We start from the raw sequence: 22207 nt of genomic DNA, 5'->3' as shown, positions 1-22207 counted from the left end.
CTCACTGAAACCCTGCTCAATCTAGCAGCATACGGCAGGCTCTAGGGTTAGAGCGATATTCCTTTCGAGCGACATTTCTCCATTTCTGACCCATCCTCGTTCCCCCTCTCCCCATCACGCTATGCAAACTGCTGACACGCCGCAAGCGATCGCCCAAATGGACGACACCAAGCAGGGTCTTCCGGTCACTATCATCACGGGCTTTTTGGGTAGCGGCAAAACCACCCTCCTGAACCACATTCTGACCAATCAGCAGGGGCTAAAAACCGCCGTGCTGGTCAACGAATTTGGCGAAATTGGCATCGACAACGAGCTGATTGTTGCCACCGACGGTGACGACAGCATGGTGGAACTGAGCAATGGCTGCATCTGCTGCACGATTAATAACGACCTGCTAGAAGCCGTTTATAAAATCCTGGAGCGGCAAGACAAAATTGACTACCTGGTGGTGGAAACTACTGGACTGGCTGACCCGCTGCCCGTCGCCCTCACCTTTTTGGGAACAGAACTGCGCGACCTGACCCGCCTCGACTCGATTGTGACCGTGGTAGACGCGGCCAACTACAGCCTGGATCTGTTCAACAGCGATGCCGCCCATAACCAAATTGCTTACGGCGACATCATTCTGCTCAACAAATGTGATCTAGTGGACGAAGCCGATTTGGACGCGCTGGAGATTAAAATCCGTGATGTCAAAGAAGGCGCACGGATTCTCCGCACAGTCAATTCGCAGGTGCCGCTGCCGCTGATCCTCAGCGTGGGACTGTTCGAGTCGGCCCAATATTTCAAGCCGGAGAGTGACGAGCATTCCCACGACCACGCGCATAGTCACGATCATCATGATCACGCGCATTCCGATCACGGGCATGATCACGACCATTCCGCTTGCGACCACGATCATGGCCACTGTGTCCACGATCATGATCATGATCATCATCACCACCATTCCAATCATCTAGAGGTTGATGGATTTACCTCGGTCTCTTTCCAGAGCGATCGCCCCTTTGCCATCAAGCGGTTCCAGCATTTCCTCGACAACCAAATGCCCGCCAACGTGTTCCGCGCCAAAGGCATCCTCTGGTTCGACGAAAGCCCCAAGCGTCATATCTTTCACCTCAGCGGCAAACGCTTCACGCTAGACGACAGCGAGTGGAAAGGACAGCCCAAAAACCAGCTTGTGCTAATCGGGCAAGACCTGGATCGTGAAACGCTGCTGGCGCAAATTCAGGCCTGTGTCTGTATGCCGACGGCATCTCGCGGGCGCGGCTTTGGCAAATAGGCCAAGCCATTGACCAGCGTGGATAAACCTAGCTGAACAAAGCCTACGCCCCTAGACAAACTCAGCGGGCGATCGCCCATTCATTTAACTCAACTTATTTAACTCAACTCAATGAAGCGGGCAGATGTCGAGTCCTATAGCATCTGTCTGCTTTTGCATAGCCGCCATTGCGCCTGCCATAAATCTCGTATCTTGATGGGAAAACCGTAGATTAAGTCGCGCTTTTAGTGTATGATGTCTCTCCAGACTGCTTGAAAGCCTCTATGCTTTTATTGCGCTTTTGTTGCACTAATCGCTGGAGAACTTAACGCTGGAGAACTCGATGTTTGCTCGTTGTGGACGGCGATCGCCCCAAAAATTTCTGGTGCTGGCCCTAGTGGGGTTGGGACTGAGTATGGCGATCGCCGCTTGCAGCCAAAGCGGCCCGCTGATCCTTGGGCCTGCCGCCACTACCCCCCGGCGGATCAATTTCACGCTGGTTTCCTTTGCCGTCACCCAGCCTGCCTACGACAAAATCATCCCGCAGTTCGCTGCCAAATGGAAAGCCGAAACCGGGCAAGATGTTTCCATCTTCCAGAGCTACGGCGGCTCTGGCCCCCAGGCACGAGCCGTGATCGACGGGCTAGAGGCGGATGTGGTAGCGCTGGCGATGGCGCTTGACATCCAGAAAATCGAAAAAGCCGGCCTCATCCAACCCGGCTGGGAACAAGAACTGCCGAACCAGTCCATCGTGCATCGATCGGTGCCCGTTTTCGTGACGCGGGACGGCAACCCCAAAAACCTCCAAACCTGGCAGGATTTGACCCAGCCAGGGGTGCGAATTGTGACTGCAAACCCCAAAACCTCCGGTGTCGCTCGCTGGAACTTTTTGGGAGCCTGGGGCGCAGTCACGCAGACGGGCGGAACAGCGGAGCAAGCGCTGGCGCTGACCACCCAGATCTATCAAAATGCCCCCGTGCTGGCCCGCGATGCGCGAGAGGCAACCGATGGCTTTTTGCGGCAGGGACAGGGCGACGTGCTGATTAACTACGAAAACGAGGTGCTGCTGGCCAAACAGCGCGGGGAGCCGTTGTCCTATGTAGTGCCCCGCGTCAATATCTCTATCGATAACCCGGTGGCGATTGTCGATGCGGTGGTGGACAAGCGGGGCACGCGGGAGGTCGTGGAGGCCTTTGTGCGCTTCCTGTTTACGCCAACAGCCCAGACAGAGTTTGCCAAGGTTGGCTTTCGTCCGGTCGATCCAACCGTCGCAGCCGCATACGCCGATCAGTTTGGCAAGGTCGATACGCTGTTCACCGTGGCAGACTTAGGCGGCTGGAACCGGGTTCAAGCTCAGTTTTTTGACGACGGTGCAGTGTTTGACCAGATTCAGGCGCGGATGGGCGGGCGCACATCGACGAAGTAACCGTCTTTCCGATTCTTTTCGGTAGCTGTAAGTTGACTGCAAATAGCGCTATGACTGCTTCTCCTGTAAGTGATAGATCCGCCAAGGGCGATCGCCCGCTCTGGCATCGCCTGCTCCACCTGTCTTGGCCGTGGCGCGTCACCTGGGTTTACCTGACGATTATGCTATTTCTGCCTGCGATCGCCATGCTGCTCAGCGCCAGCACGGTCGGCCCCGCTCGGTTCTGGCAAATTGCCACCAGCGACATTGCCCTTTCGACCTATAACGTCACCTTTGGCACATCTTTGGCAGCGTCGCTCTTGAACGGTGTGTTTGGCACGATCATTGCCTGGGTGTTTGTGCGCTACGACTTTCCCGGCAAGCGGATCATCGATGCAGCGGTGGATCTGCCCTTTGCCCTGCCGACCGCAGTTGCCGGACTAACGCTAGCTACGGTCTACAGCGACACGGGCTGGATCGGCTCCCTGTTTGCCCCCTTCGGCATCAAAATTGCCTTTACCCGTCTGGGTGTGTTTGTGGCGATGGTGTTCATTTCGCTGCCCTTTGTGGTGCGGACGCTCCAACCTGTGCTGCAAGAAATGGAAAAAGAAGTGGAAGAGGCGGCCTGGTGTTTGGGCGCGTCATCCTGGCAGACCTTCTGGCGGGTGCTGCTGCCACCGCTGATTCCGGCGATTTTGACCGGGGTAGCGCTAGGGTTTTCGCGGGCAGTGGGCGAATACGGCTCGACGGTGATTGTGGCAGGCAACGTGCCGTTTCAGGACTTGATTGCGCCTGTGCTGGTGTTTCAGCGGCTAGAACAGTATGACTATGCCGGAGCAACGGTGATTGGCACGGTGCTGCTGCTGATTTCGCTGCTGATGCTGCTGGTGATCAATTTGCTGCAAGCCTGGGGGAGGCGCTATGCGGACTGATGCGGAACTGTTTAACACGCCGGACGCTTCATCGGGCCGCAGGGTTGCCCCTCGCAGCCAAGGGGCGTGGGTGAAGTGGGTGCTGATCGGCATTGCGGTGCTGTATCTGACGCTGATTTTGTTTATTCCGGCGCTGAATGTGTTTGTGCAGGCGTTTCGCAATGGACTGGGGCCGTTCTTTTCCAACCTGGTGTCGCAGCCGTTTTTGAATGCGGTGAAGCTGACGCTGCTGATCGCGGCGATCGCCCTCCCCATCAACACAATTTTTGGACTCTGCGCGGCCTGGGCGATCGCCCGTCATCAGTTTCCCGGACGCACGCTGCTACTCAGCATCATCGACATTCCCTTTGCCATCTCGCCCGTGGTGGCGGGTCTGATGATTGTGCTGTTGTATGGGCGAAACGGCTGGTTTGGCCCGTGGCTGCAAGCCAACGATCTGCGGATTATCTTCGCCGTGCCGGGGATGGTGCTGGCGACGATGTTTGTGACGATGCCGTTTGTGGCGCGGGAGGTGATTCCGGTGCTGGAGGAAGCGGGCACCGATCAGGAAGAGGCGGCGAAAACTCTGGGCGCAAGCGACTGGCAAACCTTTTGGCGAGTGACGCTGCCCAATATCCGCTGGGGCTTGCTGTATGGCTTGATCCTCACCAATGCACGGGCGATGGGCGAGTTTGGCGCGGTGTCGGTGGTGTCGGGGAATATCATCGGCAAAACCCAAACCCTGCCGCTCTATGTGGAAGAGGCCTATAAGCAGTACAAAACGCCTGAAGCCTATTCCGCAGCCGTCTTGCTAGCGTTTTTGGCCGTAATTACGCTAGTGCTAAAGGAAATTGTGGAGCGCAAGACGCGCATTAAAGACGTTGAGGAGTAGCGCCTGTGCTGCCGAATAGCGCTGAACAGTCTCGCTCTGTGGTTTTGAATCCGCTGCTCGTCAGACCTCATCGAACTATAGGAGATTTAGCCATGACTGTGCCTACGACCTCGATCGCCCATTTTGATGGGGATAGCCTTGCCGACGGAGGCGATCGCCCCACCCAGACCCGCATCCGCGTCCGTATTCCCAAGCAATATCACGAAGAACCTGTGATTTCTCGACTCATTTCCAAGCATGGGCTGACGGTGAATATTTTGGCGGCGCTGCTGGGGGCAAATGCTCGCGATGACGGCTGGTTTGACCTAGAGCTGCGCGGCCCCGCCCAGAACATTCAAAGCGCCCTGATCGACCTGAACGATCTAGATTTGGAAATCTGGCAGGGGGGCGATCGCCCTGACGGTTGGTGATCCGATTTTGGATTTTGGATTGCCGATTTTGGGTTTTCTTTGGATTTACGATTTTTGGCCAGGTGAGCGTTTGCGGGGCTGCTGGCGATCGCGCTGGCAGCATCGACAATTGCTACATAGCCGTCAAACGTGCAATAAAAAAACAAAAAAATAGCCAGCCCTACAGCAGGCTGGCCGGGTTCGCTGTGTTGGAAAGAGATGTGATGCTAGGAGAACGAAGTCACTGGCAGACTGCCTGGATGAACAGCCGAAGTTGTCAGTGCGATCGCTTTGCAGAAATCTCTGTAAAGTAATGTAACACTATCACCCCGACAGCGCAACATTTCGCAATAAATTTGCCGCCCGCTAGATTTGCCAATCCAAAATCGCCAATCCAGGGGGCGGCAATCCAAAATCGCCAATCCAAAATCCAAAATCGACACCGCCGTTCTACCGCCGGGGCGTGAGCGATGCCCCCAAAGCCTGCGACACCCACACTTCAAAGTTGCGAACGGGGCTGCGGCGTATCTCTACGGCGGGGTCTGCCATTGGCTCCACCAGGATGGTGAACATGCCCAGGCGATTGCCCGCTAGCACATCGGTAAACAGGCGATCGCCCACCATCGCCACCTGTTCAATTGGAATGCCCATTGCCTCCACGGCCTGCCGCAGTTTGCGCCGCGAAGGTTTGCCTGCGCCCAGCAGATAGGGCAGATCAAGCGAATTGGCAATGCTGCTAATGCGCGATTTGCTGATATTGTTGCTCACCAGCCAGATGGCAGTTGTGGGACGCAGTTGCGCCACCCACTCGCGCAGTTCTCCAGAGGTTTGAGCCACCCGAATCGGCACTAGCGTTTCGTCCACATCCAGCACTAGCCCCCGCAGGTTGTATTGCTGCAATAACGCTGGGGTCAGCGCCAAGATACTGCTGCCCAACACCAGGTCAGGTTGTAAGAGTTTTCCCCAGGACATTGTTTTTGCGTAAGGGCGAATTGGGGCGTGATACCGATTCTCGATTTTGGATTCGCGATTTGGGATGGCTAGTCAAGCGGTTGCAAAGCTTCTAGCAATTTCACTCGTCGCTTCGCTTGGGAGAATTAATATTGCGATTGCTTGGCCAACAGCCCAGCCTAAATTCTACCTGGTAGATCTGGTGCCGTTGGATGATTTTCCGTGACGTTGGAACTTTAGTTTTGCCGAGTTAGTTTTGCCGAGTTAGTTTTGCCGAGTTAGTTCCGCATCGACCGCTCGCTTGGCGGCTTCGTGTTCGGCGAGCGTCCGGCTAAAGATATGCGTACCGTCGTATCGCGCCATGAAAAACAGATATTCCGTATCGCCAGGATTCAGCGAGGCTTCCAGACTAGCCAGACCCGGTGCAGCGATGGGCGTTGGCGTGAGGCCAGGGTTGATGTAGGTGTTGTAAGGCGAGGGCTGGCGCACCTGGGCGTAGGTCAGCGGCTGCTCAACGGTTTGCCGGATGCCCAACCCATATTCCACCGTGGGGTCCGCAGCCAGAGGGATGCCCTCGCGCAGCCGCCGCGCAAACACGCTGGCGATGGTGGGGCGCTCGTCCTGAATAACAGCCTCTTTTTCGACAATGCTGGCCAGCGTCACCCATTCCATGAAGCTGTAGGGCGATCGCCCTTCGTCATAAATCGGCAGAGCGACTTGTTCAAAACGGCGAAGCATTTGGTCAATTGCCAACTCAGGCGTAAGCTCTCCCACAAACTGATAGGTATCGGGAAACAGAAAGCCCTCCAGCATGGGCAGATTTTCGGGTAGCCACGGAAAGCGATCGCGCGGGATGTCTTGTGTGGCGGCCATGAATTCCTCAGCGGGGAAGTAGCCCTGCGCCTCGAAATACTCCGCCATTTGGCGAATCGTCCAGCCTTCGGGAATGGTGAAGCTGTTTTGCACGACTTCGCCCCGCCAGATCTGGTCGGCGATCGCGGGCAACGGCTCAGCGGGCGAGAGGGCGTAGGTTCCTGCCTGAAAGCTACCCGGCCGGTTTTGCAGCGTTTGCCAGCGCGTCCACAGGTTCCATGCCTCAGTTGAACGGATGATGCCTTTGTCTTTTAGGGTTTCGCCAATTTGCTGGGCGGTGCTGCCTTCGGGAATTTCGACCTGCACGGCTGCGTCTTCTGGAGGGTTGCCACTATGGGTCGCCTGAGTTGCCGGGGCGATCGCCCCCAGCCACCAGCGCCAGCCCTGCCAGCCGCCCAGCAGCAGCGCCACCAGCACCAGCGCTAGCAGGATTAACCCCTTGGACCATCCAGAAAATCGCTTGACCGACATTGTTGTTTTCTCCAAACCCAGAGCTGCCAAACCCAGAGTGTTGGGGCGATCGCCCTGCGGGTTTCTACTATTAAGCACCGGAACGCAGTCTAAACCCTAGTCTAGCGAGAGTCTACGAGTCTAACGGCGGCAGCCCTACGATCCGCCTCCCGATCGATTAACGAACTGATAACGAGCTGACTGATAGGACGGCCGACGGGTTCCACCGCTAGGCTTTTTGTGGGGCGATCGCACACGCTAACGGATTAACCAAATCAGTGAACGCCTCTCCAAAGAACTCATCCAAGGATTACGCACCCCAAATTACTCAAAATTACTCAAACGAGTCAAACAACTGCTCCTCTAGCTGCGGGCGGATTGCCTGAAACTCTTCTGGAGAGAGCAATTCAGGTTCGCCGCTAGCGTTGACGCGGGCAAAGAACATGAGCGGATCGAGGGGCGTGCAAACGTCGTATTCCTGCTCTTCGTGATAGAAGGAGGTCAGCCGCTGAAACTGCTCAGAATCCACCAGGCCGCCTTCTTCGCCCACGTCAATCGTGATTACGTCTTCTTCGGAAACATCGGGCAGGTCGCCCACCGCCGTCAGCGTATAGGCCGTGCGCTTGAGGGTCAAATCTTGTTCTGCTAGCACAGCCCGAGCGGTTTCAAAAATCTCTTCAATCTGAGTATCGGCCAGGTCAACAAGCGTCTCTGCATCTTCGTCTTCGTCGTCTTCCCAGGCAAAGATTTCAATCGGCGAATCAACTGGCAGTAGCAGCAGGTAGGCTTGTCCGTCTACTTCGACCGAATGCTCCACATAACAAACGAGCGATCGCCCAGCCTCGTCTGTCAGGCTGACGGTAGGCAACTCCTCTTCCAAATCGCCCTGGTTTGTCTCAAAGTCATCATTATTTTTCCCGACCTTTGCCATGCCAATATCCTTAAAAAAACTTCGCCAGCAAGATTTCACAAGCGCATTGCTACTGAAAACTTTACCGCATCGCTGCGCCGCAATTGATGAAAAGGTGGATTCTGGTGGACTCTTCGGCGGATGGAAAACAGGAGCAGCTTTGGATTTTGTGTTTTGGGGTTTGGATTTTGGATTTTGGGTTTTGGATTCGTAGACCCTCGGATCGGGTCGCAGGCTAGGTCTGAGTGGGCGATCGCCCGTCTAGCCACTGCTGCAAGATAATAGCGGCGGCTTTGCGGTCGATCAGCGCCTTGTTGTAGGAGGGCGATCGCCCCTCCGCATGGATTAATTCCTCAGCAGCATAAGAGGTCAATCGCTCGTCTACATATTCCACAGGTAGATTCAGCGCTGCTCCCAGCCGCTCAGCAAACCGCTGCACCTGCCGCGCCTGCGCCCCCACTTCGCCATCCAGCTTGTAGGGCATTCCCACCACCAGCACCGTTGCCCGCCGCGCCTCGACCAGCTTCCGCAGCCGCGCCACATCTTCGGCAAAGGATCGCCGCTCGATCGTCTCTAGACCCGTGGCAATCAGCCCCGTGCCGTCACAACCCGCCACGCCGATGCGCTTCCTGCCCACATCCAGCCCCAGCGCCGAGATCCGCGTCATGCCGTAGAACTTAGTTGAGATCAGTGAGTTGAGATCTAGTTGAGATTCAGTGGGAATCTTGGTTGAGATTCAGTGGGAATCTTTAGTTGGAATCCTTAGACAGCCCCGGTGGCTTGGTGTCGGACTTGCCATTGCCGTTACCCGACTCCAGCGAGAAGCGACTGGGCACTGGCTTTCGCACAGGCTGGAGATTTTGCAGCACGTCGGTTAGTTGCAGCCCCTCTAGCGGCTTGGCTTCCCGCAGCTTGTGCCACACCGAGCGCGACATCATCAGCGTGTGGTGGGTTTGCTCTGCACCCAGTTGTTGCAAAAAGTCTTCCCGCTCCGGCTGATAGTCGGCCGAATCAACGATGAGCGCCTGCTCTGGATAGCCCCGCACCACCTGCGCCATCTGGCAAAATAGCTCTGGATAGAGCCAGGTGTAGGCCGGGTGAACCGTTAGCTTGGCTTCGTGGGGGTGGCTGCCGTCTTTACAAAGTTGCAGCCGAAAATAGCCGATCGCTGCTTTGCGCTGCGGCTCGAACACGTAGCCGCTAACCACCTGCACCGGAGTTAGCCAACTCCCCACCCCCTGCGTGACGCTGCCTAGCAGACCAGTCTTGAAATCGGTGATGTGGCGATCGAACACTTGACGGACGTGGGGCGGCATCGATGCCGTGTCCAGTTGACACAGCAGCCCTGCGTCGGCGTTGCCCACGGGCAGCAGGTTGGGCAAATCGGGCTGTCGCTCGGCTAGAGCTTGCCACAGATCAGGGGCGATCGCCCAGTAGGTCATCTGCGCCAGCGGTTGAAAGCCTGTTTTGCGGCATAGCCCAATCACTGAGTTGTCGTTGACATCCACTTCAATCAGCCAGGTACGGGCTTCCCAAATGGCTTGCAGGCAGTAGCGCAGGAGTTGGGAACCCACGTCCATCAGCGAGGTTTGTCTGAATTCGCCGGGGGAATATTGCCCGACCGCAATTTGCTCAATCCGCCAAGTGCTGCGTGTGCGGTTGAACGGTGAAACCTGAATCACCCCGCGCACCTGATCGTCTTGCTCAGCAACGTAGGTCGAAAGCAGATGTTGCAGCGGGTTGGGGAACAAACTCAACCCCTTAAGTAGCCCGTACCAGCGTCGGAGTTGCTGCACTCGCTGCGTCACCTCTAGGCGGTTGCTCTCGGTGTCCGTTTCTAGTGCATCCAGCATCAACCGCTCTACGACTTCCAGGTCGCGGCGAAGCAGCGGTCGAATTTGCAACTCAGGAGTTTCCGCAGGAGATGAGGCCATCAGGGTTTGAATAATTGCACTGACTCTATGCTACATCCGAATCACGGGTTAGGGGAGGGTTTGCGGTGACAGGGGGTCGGGGCGGTGGGACGATGGGGGAGTTCTCCCGAATATTCAAATTAATCCTCATTGAATACTCAAAGAATACTCAAACTGGGCGAATACTCAAACTGGGCGATCTTGCACAAACCCTGCGGGGAGAACGATTAGCGTGTTCCCCTGGCGACCGACGACGTGAACCGTCTGCCCAACGGCGATCGCCACGTCTGAAACCTGGCTGCGGGCTGACCAGATCGTGCCTTCGTAGGTCACCTCCCCGACCCCGCCGCGTGGAATCGTCACAGAGACCTGTGCCTCGCTCGGAGCCGCCAGATCTTTGGACGATTGGGGCACTAGCCCGCGCATGACAATCGCCAGCGCCACCGACAAAATCCCCCACAGCATCATCTGAAGGCCGACGCTGGGCAGGCTGAGGGCAGCGATTGAGGTAATAATGGCCGCAATGCCCAGCGCTGTGATGGTTGGCTCAAACACCAGCAAATTCAAAAACAAGCAACACATTCCTCCCACCAGCCAAAGCAGGTAGGCAGGCTGATTGAAGACGGACTGCATCATGGTAGAAAGCTCCCGCGCATGGAAGACGGCAGACCGGGAAAGGAGGAGGATTTGGGAGCAGGCCAGCCGCTATGTTTCAAGACTACACGCTGGCGATCGCCAATTACAGGCAGCCCCGGCGAAAGGCTTCAATGCGCGATCTCAGTCTGGGCGATCGCCGGTAAAGCGGGGTTCAGCAAACTGCCAGGAATCAGCAGTCGCTCAAGGACGTGAGCAGAAGGAAGTTCTGACTCGCTTGACTAGACTCGCTTGACTAGACTCGCTTGACCAGACTCGCTTGACCAGACTCGCTTGACTAGAATAAACGGTATTGCAGTATCGGGTTGGATCATCACCTATGGCACACAACCTGCTCAGCGACGACGCAATCGTGACGGAACTGGACATCAGCCATCTGGTTACCGAGGACGACACACCAGTGGACAATTTTCAATCCGAAAAACAGCAACGACTTCTGGTAGAACCGCTGTATAGCTCTTGGTCGCCGGGAATCCCGTTTATTGCCGCCGCCAATGTGGGGGTGTTCTATGCCCTCAAGCAAGATCCGATTGTTCCCGATGCGATGCTGAGTTTGGGGCTGGAAATGCCAACAGATTGGAGCCAGAAGCAAAACCGCTCCTACTTTGTCTGGGAGTTTGGCAAAGTGCCGGACGTGTGCATTGAGATTGTCTCCAATCGAGAAGGAGATGAACTCGCGCTGAGCCGTAAATCTCAGCAAAAGGGCAAAACCCTGAGCAAGAAAGACCTCTATGCCCGCATTGGGGTGCCCTACTACGCTGTGTTTGATCCTCTGGAACAGCTTCAGGCTCCAGAAGAGATGAATGGATCGCTGCTGCAAGCCTGGGCTTTGAGGGAGGGGCGATATCACCTGTTGCAGCCGCCCGTCTGGTTAGAAGCGGTGGGGTTGGGGTTGACGCTCTGGGAGGGCGAATTTGAAGGGGTAAGCGGACTGTGGTTACGCTGGTGCGATGCTCAAGGGCAAGTGATTTGGACTGGAGCAGAGGGACAAAACGCCGAACGCCAGCGGGCAGAAGCCGAACGCCAGCGGGCAGAAGCCGAACGCCAGCGGGCAGAAGCCGAACGCCAGCGGGCAGAAGCCGAACGCCAGCGGGCAGACAGACTGGCGGAGCGACTGCGGGCTATGGGCGTTGACCCAGATGAGGTTTGACCGCTTGAAGTCCTCTTCCTGGGAGAGCCAAGAGGTGTGGTGTGGGATTTGAGCGATCGCCCACTCCATGTTTCTGCCCCACCTTTCACACCGGGCTTGACTCTCCAGCAAACTGGAGAATCTAAAGTGGAATAACGTCCTTAGATCTCAACTTCTTTTTGATCTCAACTCGTAGACTTTGATCCACGTTGACCGATGAACCTCAAAAAAGCGAACGTCAAAGCAAATATCCAAAAGACCCTCCTCGCGGTCGTTTTTGCTGGAAGCCTGGGCTTAGCCGCCTGTAGCCACGACTCTGGCCACCAGAACAGCCAGTCCACCGCTCCAGCAACAATGGGTCAAACGATGGGTCACAATATGGGCGGCATGGATCACAGCAGCATGAGCTTGGGGCCCAAGGACGACTCCTTCGACCTGCGGTTTATCGACGGCATGATCCCCCACCACGAAGGCGCAGTACTGATGGCGCAAGAAGCGCTGGAAAAGTCCAACCGTCCTGAAATTCGCACCCTCGCCGAAGCCATTCTCCGCGCCCAGGAACAGGAAATCAGCCAGCTTCAGGCCTGGCGCAAGGCGTGGTATCCCAATGCAGGCGATCAGCCCGTGATGTGGCACGACAGCATGAACCACATGATGCCCATGACCCCAGAAATGCGCGACGCGATGAGGATGGCGGGCGACCTCGGCGCGGCGGATGACCAGTTCGATCTGCGGTTTATCGAGGCGATGATTCCGCATCACGAAGGGGCATTGGTGATGGCGCAGGAGGCGCTGGAAAAGAGCGATCGCCCTGAACTCCGCCAGATGGCAGAAGAAATCTACGCTTCCCAAAAGCAGGAAATTGAGCAAATGCAGGCCTGGCGCAAAGCCTGGTACGGGAAATAGCGTCCCCATTCCCTGTCTCACCGTCACGTCCCACTCTCTGAGGTTTCAAACTAGACCTCTGGCGTGAATCGTTGGGCGGCGGTGCTGCCCAATGATTCACGCTTCCAGAAAAGCTATTGATGCAAGAGGTTTACTGAAGTCTCAAAACATCAGGGCACGCAACTGCCTGAAAAAATTACTCAGTCAGCAGATTGCCCGTCCTGATTCGTCGCCGTTGGCACGTATGTATTAAGTGAGGGACGCTGCCTTCGTTTGGAGTCTTTTGGCGCAGGCCAGCTTGGGCAATGCGGCAACGATGCAGGCAGGCGACCCGATTGCTGTTTCTCTCCTCACCCCCTCCCTGAGACTCATGGCCAAGGCGCTTTCCCATGTTGCAGTTTACACGCTAGCGGCGCTGGCCGCCCAAGATGCACCCCAAGCGGCAATCGCCCAATCGCTGCGAATCGACGCGCCGCCAATGCTGGTTGGGCTGGCCGCACCCCAAGACCTATTGCAGGCGATGGCCTCCGTCTACGCCACGATTGCCCCGCCAGAGGTTGCGGCGATGGGTCTGGAAGAATGGGCAGACTCGACAGGAGCAGTGATGGCGGCATCCGTCGCGCCAGTCGAGTTTGCTGATCCTCTAGCGGTTCGCGAAGCGATCCGGGCGGGAATCGCCCCGCCAGAAACCCTCGACCGGGCGATCGCATCCCCAGCGACCCAGAATCTTCCCCGATGGCAACCGCCATCTGCGCCCTCTGTGGCGATTCGTGAAGCGATCCGTGCGGGAATCGCCCCGCCAGAACCCCTGTTCGAGGAACCCATCGGGTTAGAAGCATCCGTGCCCCTGTTTGATCCGTGGATCGACGCGGAAGAACTGAGCCTGCTGGATGCCGAATGGTGGCCACTCCAGCACCAGAATGACCTTTGGGATCTGCTGGCGGATCTGCCTGCGGATGGGCCAACAGGCTATTGGGGATAACGCACATCCGACGCTTTTAGCCAATAGCCCATTACAGCCAGGACATCCATAGGCAAACTCTTACCGATGAATCGGCTTGCAAGATTCGGCATCCCGATCGAGTCGCTCAATCTTGTGGCTCACTTATAGCTCAATCGGGTTGCAAAATCTTAAGTCATGCTGAACACAAAGATGAGTTTTGGAACGGTCTGAAGCGCACCAAGCGCTTCAGCAAGATCGTACTTTGGGCTGTGAAATTTGCAGGGCGATCGCCCAAATCACTCCGACAGGGCCAGCCCTACCGGAATTTTGCCGTTTCGACGAGAAAGTTAGAGATCACCGCAAAATAAGCATTTCAAACTTTTTTTGACTGTCTCCCTCCGTACTATTTCAGCGCAAAAGCCGTAGTATGCTGTTGCTTTGAGTTTTGGCGCTCCGAGCATCAAACTGTATAACCTACACAGGAGCTTGACCACCTGTGGCATCGCAAAGCTGAAACTTGTGTTTCTCAGAGTTCTTCGAGACTTTAGAGAAAAGCATTTTTTTCAGCAGTTGGTGTTAGCGTCACCCCCCATTGGGCTAGGTCGTTAAACCCAACTCAAGCCGCCCCAGTGGCTTTGTCAGATATCTGCAAGACGATTGAGGTTCTTGTCATGATCTGGCGCGATCAGAAAACCTGAGGAATTCAAACGGCATGGATTGCAGTACGTTCATATTAGAATTATCCCCACCCTTGCTGGGACAACTCAACCTCGACTTTGGCAAGATTGCGCCCAATATTCCCTATATCCTGGGAGGCATTCAGGTCACACTTCTATTTACACTCCTATCGGCTCTGTTTGGCTTTGCATTAGCCATTGTCCTTTCTTTTTTCAAGGTTTCCACGTTTAAGCCGCTGCGCTGGTTTGCCGATGTTTATACTTCAATCTTTCGCGGCACACCGCTGATTTTGCAGTTGGCTTTAATCTACTTCGCAACGCCGCAGCTAACGGGGTATCCGATTTCGGGTCTACAGGCCGGCGTGATTACCTTTGCGCTAAATTCGGCCGCCTACAGTTCGGAAACCATTCGGGGCGGCATTTTGGCCGTGGACAAGGGGCAGCGAGAAGCGGCACAAACGCTGGGCGTGGGCTATCCCATGATGATGAAAGACATCATCTTGCCCCAGGCGTTTAAGAATATTTTGCCTGCGCTGGTAAACGACAGTATTGCGCTGTTGAAGGACTCGGCGCTGGTGTCTACAGTGGGGGCGTTGGACGTGATGCGGCGAGCGCAGATAGTGGCCGCAGAAAAGTTTATCTACTTTGAGCCATTGCTATTGGGGGTGTTATTTACTATGTTTTGGTGATGGGGCTGACGCTGTTTGCACAACGATTTGAACGGAGGATGCGGAGAAGTGATTAGGGTTGAGTTTTTGACAAAATCCTTTGGCAAGCTGGATGTGTTGAAAGACATTTCCACTGAGATTAAAGATGGCGAAGTGGTGGCCGTCATTGGCCCCTCTGGTTCTGGAAAATCGACTTTTTTAAGATGCTTGAATTTGCTAGAAACGCCAACTCGCGGTCGCATTTACATCAACAATGTCGAGGTCACTGATCCAAAATGTGACATTCAAAAAGTGCGGCAGAATGTGGGCATGGTGTTTCAGCATTTCAATCTGTTTCCCCACATGACAGTGCTGGAAAACCTCACCTACGCGCCACGCAAGGTGAAGGGCGTATCCAAAGCACAGGCAGAAGAGAAAGGAATGGAATTACTGGAGCGCGTGGGGCTGGGAGAAAAGGCTGGCGTTTATCCCTCCCGGCTATCCGGTGGACAAAAGCAGCGGGTGGCGATCGTGCGGGCGCTGGCGATGGAGCCGGAGTATATGCTGTTTGACGAGCCGACCTCGGCGCTTGACCCAGAAATGGTGAAAGAAGTGCTAGACGTGATGAAATCTCTGGCGCAGACGGGCATCACGATGGCGATTGTCACCCACGAAATGGGCTTTGCGCGAGACGTGGCGGATCGGGTGCTGTTTTTGGAAGGTGGCAAGATTGCAGAAGACGCGCCACCGGACGTGTTTTTCTCTACGCCCAAGAGCGCCCGGGCGCAGCAGTTTTTGGAGAAGGTGCTGTAGCGCTTTTGCTGTGCATTTTGACCCGTGGGTGACGCGCACTGGCTGCGGCGCGGGCGACTGGAATCCGGCGCTGGCGACGAAATCGTCCAAAACCCAGAGAGCTTGTTGTAAGTGCGTAAGTCCGTTGCAATTAAACGGTCAGGAAGTTGAGGTGGTCGCCTGCCTGCGATCGCACGTCCTCCATCGTCCCCGCGAGCTTCAAGCGTCCCTCTTCCAGAAACACGACCCAATCCGCCAGCGCAATGACGTTGGGGCGATGGCTGATGAGGATCGTCGTCTTGCCCCGACGCTGCCACAGCAGTTTGTCCAATAGTTCAGATTCGCTGACCGGATCGAGACCGCTGGTCGATTCATCCAGGATCAAAATCGGCGGGTCGGCAAGCAGGGCGCGGGCGATCGCCAGCCGCTGGCGCTGGCCGCCGGAGAGGGTGGAGCCAAATTCGCCCAAAATCGTCTGGTAGCCGTCTGGCAGCTTTTGAATAAAATCGTCTGCGCCCGTCATCTGGCAGGCGGTTTGAATGTCTGCTTGGGCGACGTGGGGCTGGGCAAGGCGAAAGTTTTCCACAATCGAGCGGCTCCAGAAAAATGAATCCTGGGGCACGAGGATAACCTGCCGTCGCACGCAGGCGAGGGATAGGTCTTGTAGCGCATCGCTGCCGATGCGAACCGTGCCCGATTGGGGTGAGTGCAGTCCGGCGATGACCTTGGCCAGGGTGCTTTTGCCACAGCCCGTGCGGCCGATCAGGGCGATCGCCTGGCCGCCGGGAATCGTCAGGGAGAAGTCCTTCAGCAACTCGACCCGACCGGGATAGAAGAAGCTGACTCCATCACAGGCGATCGCCGCATCGTCGGCCAGCGTCTTCCAGGGTTTGTCTAGGCGCTCGGCCTCGGGCGTGGCGGCGATCACCTCATGCAGGCGGGCGTTTGCCGTTTGCACCCGCGCCCCGTCGTCTACATAGTTCACCAGCAAGTCCACCAGCGCCACCCCGTTGCGGTTTAGCGTGGTAAACGCCAGCAATTGCCCCACTGATAAATCCTGGCTAAACACCAGCAGCCCGCCGATGCCCAGCAGCAGCGCATTGCCCAGATCTGACACCAGCGCACTGAAGTTGCTGTTGATAATGCCGATTTGCATAGTTTCCAGCAGCAGGGCCGCCAGCCTGCGAAACCGCTGCTGAAGCTCTTCCCAAAAGGGCGATCGCGCATCCAGCACCTTCAGCGTCAGCGCTCCCTTAAAGGTTTCCACCAGCACGCCCTGGTTTTCGGTTTCCAGCACCATCGCCGCCCGCGTCTTTTGCCGCAGCACAGGCTGAAACCAGATGGTGGAAAGGGTCATGGCGATCGCCACCAGCACCGCCACCAGCGTCAGCCGCCAGCTATAAAACAGCATCAGCCCAAAGGACACCACCGCCACCAGCAGCGTACTGGGCAGACTCACCACCGCATCCGACACCAGGCGGTTAATTTCCTCGATGTCCCGCAGACGGCTGACCACCTCGCCACTGCGCCGCGTTTCGTAGTAGGTCAGCGGCAGCCGCAACACCTGCTGCCCAAACTCCAGCACAAAGCCCAACTCTAGCCGCTGGGCAAACCGCGCAATTAGCAAATCCGCCGCCAGCGACAGTCCGCTCCGCAATAGATAGAGCAGCATCACCGCCGCCACAATGCCCAAGAGCATCCGCCGCTGTTCGGGCAAGGCTCCCGTTTCCTCAGCAGGCAGCAGCACCTCGTCCGTCAAAATTTGCAGAAACACGGGCGATGCCAGCGACAGTAGCCCGATCAGGCTGGCGCAGATCATCGCTTGCAGCAGCACCCAGCGATAGGGGCGAATTCGCTGCCAAAGCTGGGCGATCGTCACTGTCGGATCGTCGGGCTGGCTAAAAAAGCGCTCTGGATCAGGTTCCAGCAGCAGAATCACACCGTTTGCCCAGCCTGCTAGCAGTTCCGTCCGCGACAAAAAGCGCAGCCCCACCGCCGGATCGGCAATCACAAAGCCATCCTGGGGGCGATTCCTATAGGGATCGCTTCGCGCATCGCCCTTCTGTCCGTACAGCACCACCCAGTGATTGCCCTGCCAATGCAAAATCGCGGGCAGTGGCATCCGGTCAAGCGCCTCCAGCACCTCGTCCGACGCAACCACCGACTGGGCCCGAAACCCCAGCGACTCGGCTCCCCGCCGCAACCCCAGCATCGTCGTGCCCAGTTGCCCCGTGCCGATGGCTTCGCGGATGCGGGTAAAGGATACGGTGCGTCCATAGTGCCTGGCGATCGAGGCCAGACAAGCTACGCCACAGTCTTCGCGGCTGTGCTGGAGGATGAGGGGGTAGCGAGGCATGGGGAAGAACGAAGAACGAAGAACGAAGAACGAAGAGGGAATTGGGCAAGGAATTGGGGAGGGCTACGGCTAGATCCTTCGGAGTCTCTGTGCTGACGGGCCGCTTCCCTGAAAATAAGGGCACTTCTGACTGGCTCGGTTCCCCCCTTAACAAGGGGGGCGAGGGGGGATCAGGCTCGGTTCCCCCTTTATTTAAGGGGGGCTATTTAAGGGGGGCGAGGGGGGATCAGGCTCGGTTCCCCCCTTGTTAAGGGGGGCAAGGGGGAATCAGGCCCATGCTTCAGGTTGGTAAGTCCTATCAGAGCGTGTTCCGCAATGCTATCGCAGGGTGGGTTTGGGGGTCAGTCCCTCTTTAGGAAGACTAAGGGCTTGGAGCGATTAGGGTTGCTTGATCTAGATGCTTGATCTAGATGAGATCCAAGTTGGCCTGGACGGTGCTGCGGAGCTTTTCGGTTAGCTGCTCGACGGTCTGCGTTCGGTCTTGGGCATACTCGTCCAGGTGTTGCGTCAGGTTTACGGGTTCGCCGACGCGGAGAATGACCGTGCGATCGCCCTTGGGGGGTGGCTGGTCGATGCCAAACACGGCTCGCTCTAGGCGAATGAGCGTATCGAGAAATCGCTCTGGGGTGGGGTTAGCGGCCACATAGCCGTCGGAGATGGCGTTGAAATTGAGCAACTGGGCGGCAGCGCGGGCGATCGCCTCTTGGGTTCGCAAATCCAGGGTTTCTGCCTGTGCCTCTAGGCTGCGCTGGATGCGATAGACCCGCTCCCGCAGCGGTTCGTGGAGATTCGGCGCAATCTTCAGCGTGTATTCGCAATAGTTCAAAATGTGGTCTTTGACCTGCTGAATGCGGTCAGGGCGCGATCGCCGCACGGTCTCTGCAATCGGCAGCCCATAGTCGCGCTCAAACCCCAGCAACACTTGCTCGCCAATCACCAGCAGCCGCTCATACCAGTCGGTGCTGCTGGGAAATACCCACAGCGCTTTTTCTAACTGGTTTAGGGTTTGTTCAATAACCGGAGCCATATCGCCGTGATAGCGATATTTCAGCGCAATCGGCACGGCATACAAATCCTCCAGCGCCTCGACGGGTATGCCCTGCTTCACCTGCCGCTGCATCGCCTGCATTGCCAGTTGCACCGCGCCTGCCCGAAACGGCATCACTGTGTCATTTTGAAAGGAAAAGCCGCCCTCCGGAAACACCACCAGCCGACAGCGGGGCTGGGAGAGTAACTCCATCGTTTTTGCAATGCTGGGGCGATCGCCCAATCCCCGTCGCAGCGAATACGCCCCCATCCGCTGAAGAAACCAGCCCGTCGCGCCGCCAAACCGCTCGTGCGCCGCCAGATAGTGAAACGCCTGTCCCCACCGCGCCGACAGCAGAAACAGCGCAATCCAGTCATGGTGGGTGGGGTGATTGGGCAGCAGCAGCAGGCGATGGGGCTGGAGCGTGCGGAGCGTCTCTAGGCAGCTCGGCTGCACCTCTAGCCGCATTTTGTGATAGTAGCGAGCTACGAGCGGCGACGCACGCTGAACCGCCCACACCAGCGACGGCGACAGCTTAGGCGGATAAAAGTCCGGCATAGCGGAGCGAGCGGGGGCTGAATAGAGGCCTGGGTCGAGGCGTTAGGAATGGGTGAATGAATCGGGCCAAATCACTGAGACGGCGGGAAAAACAGAATCGGGTGCCAGCTTCGGCGCAGCAGATCGCCCGTGAAGCTGGGAACCGACAGTTCTACCAATCGCCCGATGCTTTTGGACGACGTGGCGATCGCCGTAATGTCGATATCAATTGCCGTTTCCAGCGCTTGCGTCACCGCATTGCCATGCGCCACCACCATATCCGTTTTCACGCCTAGCGCCTCTAGCTCTCGCTTTGCCGCTTCCAGGTTCTTCGCCGCCTCTTCGCGCTTTGCATCCCGCAACACAGAGCTACGAGCCACATCTTCAATAGACGTGAACAGCAAAGCTTTCTCTAAGGTTCCGGGGGGGCGATCGGCGGCCAGTTGCTTCACCTGGCGGAGCATGGCCTGTCCGGCTTCGCTGCCATCATAGGGCAAGAGCAAGTAGCGGAACAGATGTCGGGCCCGCAGGTCTAGCTCCTCTTCGGTGAAGGCAGAAACCAACTGGGGACGCAGAATCAAGAGTGCTACGTTTCCCTGCTGACAGAGAGAGACGGGCGTGCTGCCAAACAGCTTTTCCTTTAGCAGCCCATCTCCCGCAGTTCCGATAAAGACGACATCGCTTTGATATTTCTTGCGGGCCGAAAGGATATGCTCGACGGGCTTGCCCCAAGCCACCTCAACTTGCACGTCAACCCCAGCAGGCACATCACCCAGCAGCTTTGCAAAACGCTCTCGCGCCTCCACAAACGGCTTGTCAGATTCACGAGGGATTTGCCCCTCCAGAACTGGAACCGTGTGTAAAAACGTAATCTGCTGTAGCCCGGATGCCGAGAGGCTGGGGACGAAGCGGGCGAAGCGATAGAGTCCGTCCTTAAAGTCGGTGCAAATCAAAGCACGCTTGAACATACGCGATGAGGGGGCGCTATTAACTGCATGGTGAGAATTGCCTAGCGAGTTACGGCTGCAAGTTGGCGCGGCAAAACTCTACCCAACCCTACCATCTCAACGCGAAAAACTCGAACCCTTTTTCCCTGAAACTACTCTATCGAAACGTTAAATAGGCATCAGGGCTGTTATTTGGCGGGTGAAACCAGGATGGAACGGCACTGGGCTGTAGATTCTTGGTCAACTACTCAGCAAAGTCATGAAAGGAGTGGCACAAGGTAACTGTCGGTGCGCCGCTCAAACGCGCAACCTGAAACGATTGACAGGAGCCAGGGCCAAGAAAAAATCTGGAATGTTTAGAGGATTTGCAACGATTCAGCGCTAGTCAGCAGAGACCGGAGAAGGCAATCGGGCTTTTGAAATTGATTGAGATCGAGCGGACGCCCCAGCATCCCCAGCTCCTTTCCCAACAGGACAGGAATCGAGCAAGAGAGGGAGGTCGCCTACTGCGACTCTAGCGGACTAGAACTGTGCCCCGCCTTCGATGCCCCACTGGTGCTTTAGCAGGCTCTTGTAGGTGGCATCCTTCAGCATCATCTGCTCGTAGAGCTTGACCAGGAAGTGCTGGGCCTGTTCTCGGCTCATGTTTTCGACCTGGGTTTCAAAAGACCGCAGGCTGAACTGCTGTTCCAGAGAGAGTTCAATTCGTTCGTTCATTGGAATTCTCCTTGACTGAGGTAAACAACGTCAGAAGTCGAACATGGTTGGCTTCGAGCTTCCTTGGGAAGCTAGCTGGATAGGTTCCTCGTAGGGTTCCCTAAAACAGGCTCCATGCTTCCACCTTTCTATTAAAAAAGATAACAATCGTTTGACAAAATGCACAGTCCCCCCGTGGGTAAGTCTTTGAAATCTTAGGCAAGAGCTTTGACAAGATCTTTGAATCGATGCTTGGTCAAGGTTCCTGCTGGCTTGTCCATCAGGGTGTGTGCGGTGTGTCGGGCGATCGCCATCCTCCGGTTGATGGATCATTCCTGGCGGCCGAAGTGCAACCAGGTTGGAGTTACTTTTAGCAAGTGAAGAAATGTAAAAAAGTTCGGATTGAACATCCTGAGGACTTGACAAAAATCACATCGTTCTGAACTTCTTATAAAGATTCATCAGTATGGCTTTGGTGGAATACGCAAAAAAAGCTTAAAGAAAGCCTGAATAGGGTTTTGGGGCAATTATGAGAGCGTTTGTAACACTAGGGCGATGCGATCAGTAAGATAAGACACAAAAAATGGCGATCGCCCTGGGGATAGAGGCGATCGCCATTTATGTAATCTGCCAAATTGGAAAACGTTGATCAGAGGTCGGTTGGATCTGTCGGAACTAGCAGCGCAAATCCTATCAATCCTTTTACCTGGCTCTGATCTAACTTGTACGCCACTGAGACTTAGCTCCACTAAAACTTAGCCAATATAGTCGGCTTCAGCTTCAAGCTGACGCACCAGCGCCTCGTCGCCCTTGGCGCGAGCAGCTTCCAGACGACGCTGAATATTTTGGCGCAGGTTGTCGTGGTGCATCTGAGCAACCTGTTCGCGAGAAACCCGATTTTTTCTGTTAAGTCCCAACATTTGCAATTCTGATGAAGATAATAGAGAAACACTTTCTTCAGAATA

The 22207-nt window shown here is 56.2% G+C and carries 21 protein-coding genes and 1 pseudogene; 11 read left to right on the top strand and 11 right to left on the bottom strand.

Going from position 1 to position 22207, the window contains the following annotated elements; genetic code table 11:
- Window positions 1-121 precede the first annotated feature (121 nt).
- The 5 genes from HNI00_RS09900 to HNI00_RS09880 all read left to right on the top strand — a co-directional run bounded on the left by HNI00_RS09900 (window position 122) and on the right by HNI00_RS09880 (window position 4876).
- Window positions 122-1279, top strand: a complete 1158-nt coding sequence (locus HNI00_RS09900) for a CobW family GTP-binding protein (RefSeq protein ID WP_316792872.1) — start codon at window positions 122-124, stop codon at window positions 1277-1279.
- A 322-nt stretch (window positions 1280-1601) separates the two neighbouring features.
- Window positions 1602-2684, top strand: a complete 1083-nt coding sequence (locus HNI00_RS09895) for a sulfate ABC transporter substrate-binding protein (RefSeq protein WP_316792870.1) — start codon at window positions 1602-1604, stop codon at window positions 2682-2684.
- Between the two features lie 50 nt (window positions 2685-2734).
- Entirely contained in the window at window positions 2735-3595 is an 861-nt protein-coding gene (gene cysT, locus HNI00_RS09890; protein ID WP_316792869.1) for a sulfate ABC transporter permease subunit CysT, read from the top strand.
- Window positions 3585-4466: a sulfate ABC transporter permease subunit CysW gene (gene cysW, locus HNI00_RS09885; protein ID WP_297080697.1), complete on the top strand. Its 882-nt coding sequence runs from the start codon at window positions 3585-3587 to the stop codon at window positions 4464-4466. The genes cysT and cysW overlap by 11 nt, the downstream gene beginning before the upstream one ends.
- Before the next feature lie 92 nt (window positions 4467-4558).
- Window positions 4559-4876 carry an NIL domain-containing protein gene (locus tag HNI00_RS09880; protein WP_316792867.1) on the top strand — a complete coding sequence of 106 codons (318 nt, stop codon included), beginning with the start codon at window positions 4559-4561 and terminating at the stop codon, window positions 4874-4876.
- Window positions 4877-5305: 429 nt separating this feature from the next.
- On the opposite strand, the gene HNI00_RS09875 is transcribed toward HNI00_RS09880, so the two are convergent.
- The 3 genes from HNI00_RS09875 to HNI00_RS09865 all read right to left on the bottom strand — a co-directional run bounded on the left by HNI00_RS09875 (window position 5306) and on the right by HNI00_RS09865 (window position 8060).
- A complete protein-coding gene (locus HNI00_RS09875) occupies window positions 5306-5827 on the bottom strand; it encodes a YqeG family HAD IIIA-type phosphatase (RefSeq protein WP_297080696.1) in 522 nt (173 codons plus the stop codon).
- 243 nt (window positions 5828-6070) lie between these two features.
- Window positions 6071-7150 carry an endolytic transglycosylase MltG gene (mltG, locus tag HNI00_RS09870; protein WP_316792866.1) on the bottom strand — a complete coding sequence of 360 codons (1080 nt, stop codon included), beginning with the start codon at window positions 7148-7150 and terminating at the stop codon, window positions 6071-6073.
- Window positions 7151-7463: 313 nt separating this feature from the next.
- Window positions 7464-8060 (bottom strand): DUF3727 domain-containing protein, encoded by a 597-nt coding sequence (locus HNI00_RS09865; RefSeq protein ID WP_172354136.1) that lies wholly within the window; start codon window positions 8058-8060, stop codon window positions 7464-7466.
- On the opposite strand from HNI00_RS09865, the gene HNI00_RS09860 reads away from it, so the two are divergent.
- Window positions 8059-8253, top strand: a complete 195-nt coding sequence (locus HNI00_RS09860; RefSeq protein WP_316792865.1) for a hypothetical protein — start codon at window positions 8059-8061, stop codon at window positions 8251-8253. The genes HNI00_RS09865 and HNI00_RS09860 overlap by 2 nt on opposite strands.
- Before the next feature lie 21 nt (window positions 8254-8274).
- Here HNI00_RS09860 and ruvX read toward each other — a convergent pair whose 3' ends face one another.
- From ruvX to HNI00_RS09845, 3 genes are all read right to left on the bottom strand, one after another.
- Complete coding sequence (gene ruvX, locus HNI00_RS09855) at window positions 8275-8706, bottom strand: Holliday junction resolvase RuvX (protein WP_297080693.1); 432 nt, start codon at window positions 8704-8706, stop codon at window positions 8275-8277.
- A gap of 82 nt (window positions 8707-8788) precedes the next feature.
- Complete coding sequence (locus HNI00_RS09850; protein ID WP_316792863.1) at window positions 8789-9973, bottom strand: GNAT family N-acetyltransferase; 1185 nt, start codon at window positions 9971-9973, stop codon at window positions 8789-8791.
- Between the two features lie 165 nt (window positions 9974-10138).
- Window positions 10139-10588: an NfeD family protein gene (locus tag HNI00_RS09845; protein WP_172354133.1), complete on the bottom strand. Its 450-nt coding sequence runs from the start codon at window positions 10586-10588 to the stop codon at window positions 10139-10141.
- Window positions 10589-10925: 337 nt separating this feature from the next.
- Between HNI00_RS09845 and HNI00_RS09840 the strand changes: the two genes are divergently transcribed.
- The 5 genes and pseudogenes from HNI00_RS09840 (at window position 10926) to HNI00_RS09820 (ending at window position 15700) form a co-directional block, all read left to right on the top strand.
- The gene (locus HNI00_RS09840; RefSeq protein WP_316792862.1) at window positions 10926-11756 is read left to right on the top strand and encodes a Uma2 family endonuclease; all 831 of its coding nucleotides are present in this window, start codon (window positions 10926-10928) and stop codon (window positions 11754-11756) included.
- A gap of 195 nt (window positions 11757-11951) precedes the next feature.
- A complete protein-coding gene (locus HNI00_RS09835; RefSeq protein WP_316792861.1) occupies window positions 11952-12641 on the top strand; it encodes a DUF305 domain-containing protein in 690 nt (229 codons plus the stop codon).
- Between the two features lie 262 nt (window positions 12642-12903).
- Window positions 12904-13602 (top strand): hypothetical protein, encoded by a 699-nt coding sequence (locus HNI00_RS09830; protein WP_316792859.1) that lies wholly within the window; start codon window positions 12904-12906, stop codon window positions 13600-13602.
- Window positions 13603-14275: 673 nt separating this feature from the next.
- Window positions 14276-14985: pseudogene (locus HNI00_RS09825) on the top strand (amino acid ABC transporter permease).
- Window positions 14978-15700, top strand: coding sequence for an amino acid ABC transporter ATP-binding protein (locus tag HNI00_RS09820; protein ID WP_277772380.1), 723 nt, complete (start codon window positions 14978-14980; stop codon window positions 15698-15700). Before HNI00_RS09825 ends, HNI00_RS09820 begins: the two are co-directional and overlap by 8 nt.
- 130 nt (window positions 15701-15830) lie before the next feature.
- Here HNI00_RS09820 and HNI00_RS09815 read toward each other — a convergent pair whose 3' ends face one another.
- From HNI00_RS09815 to pirA, 5 genes are all read right to left on the bottom strand, one after another.
- Window positions 15831-18035: a peptidase domain-containing ABC transporter gene (locus HNI00_RS09815; protein WP_316792856.1), complete on the bottom strand. Its 2205-nt coding sequence runs from the start codon at window positions 18033-18035 to the stop codon at window positions 15831-15833.
- A 406-nt stretch (window positions 18036-18441) separates the two neighbouring features.
- Window positions 18442-19620, bottom strand: a complete 1179-nt coding sequence (locus HNI00_RS09810) for a 1-acyl-sn-glycerol-3-phosphate acyltransferase (protein ID WP_316792855.1) — start codon at window positions 19618-19620, stop codon at window positions 18442-18444.
- Window positions 19621-19691: 71 nt separating this feature from the next.
- Entirely contained in the window at window positions 19692-20567 is an 876-nt protein-coding gene (locus tag HNI00_RS09805; RefSeq protein WP_316792854.1) for a universal stress protein, read from the bottom strand.
- A gap of 501 nt (window positions 20568-21068) precedes the next feature.
- Window positions 21069-21263, bottom strand: a complete 195-nt coding sequence (locus HNI00_RS09800; RefSeq protein WP_068512792.1) for an NblA/ycf18 family protein — start codon at window positions 21261-21263, stop codon at window positions 21069-21071.
- Between the two features lie 734 nt (window positions 21264-21997).
- Window positions 21998-22111 (bottom strand): arginine synthesis PII-interacting regulator PirA, encoded by a 114-nt coding sequence (gene pirA, locus HNI00_RS09795; RefSeq protein ID WP_449369351.1) that lies wholly within the window; start codon window positions 22109-22111, stop codon window positions 21998-22000.
- Window positions 22112-22207 lie beyond the last annotated feature (96 nt).

This window comes from Thermoleptolyngbya oregonensis NK1-22, from assembly GCF_032705245.1.
Taxonomy (GTDB): Bacteria; Cyanobacteriota; Cyanobacteriia; order Elainellales; family Elainellaceae; genus Thermoleptolyngbya; species Thermoleptolyngbya sichuanensis.
Note: the sequence above shows the minus strand (reverse complement) of the source record. Positions and strands in the feature narration are given on the sequence as shown.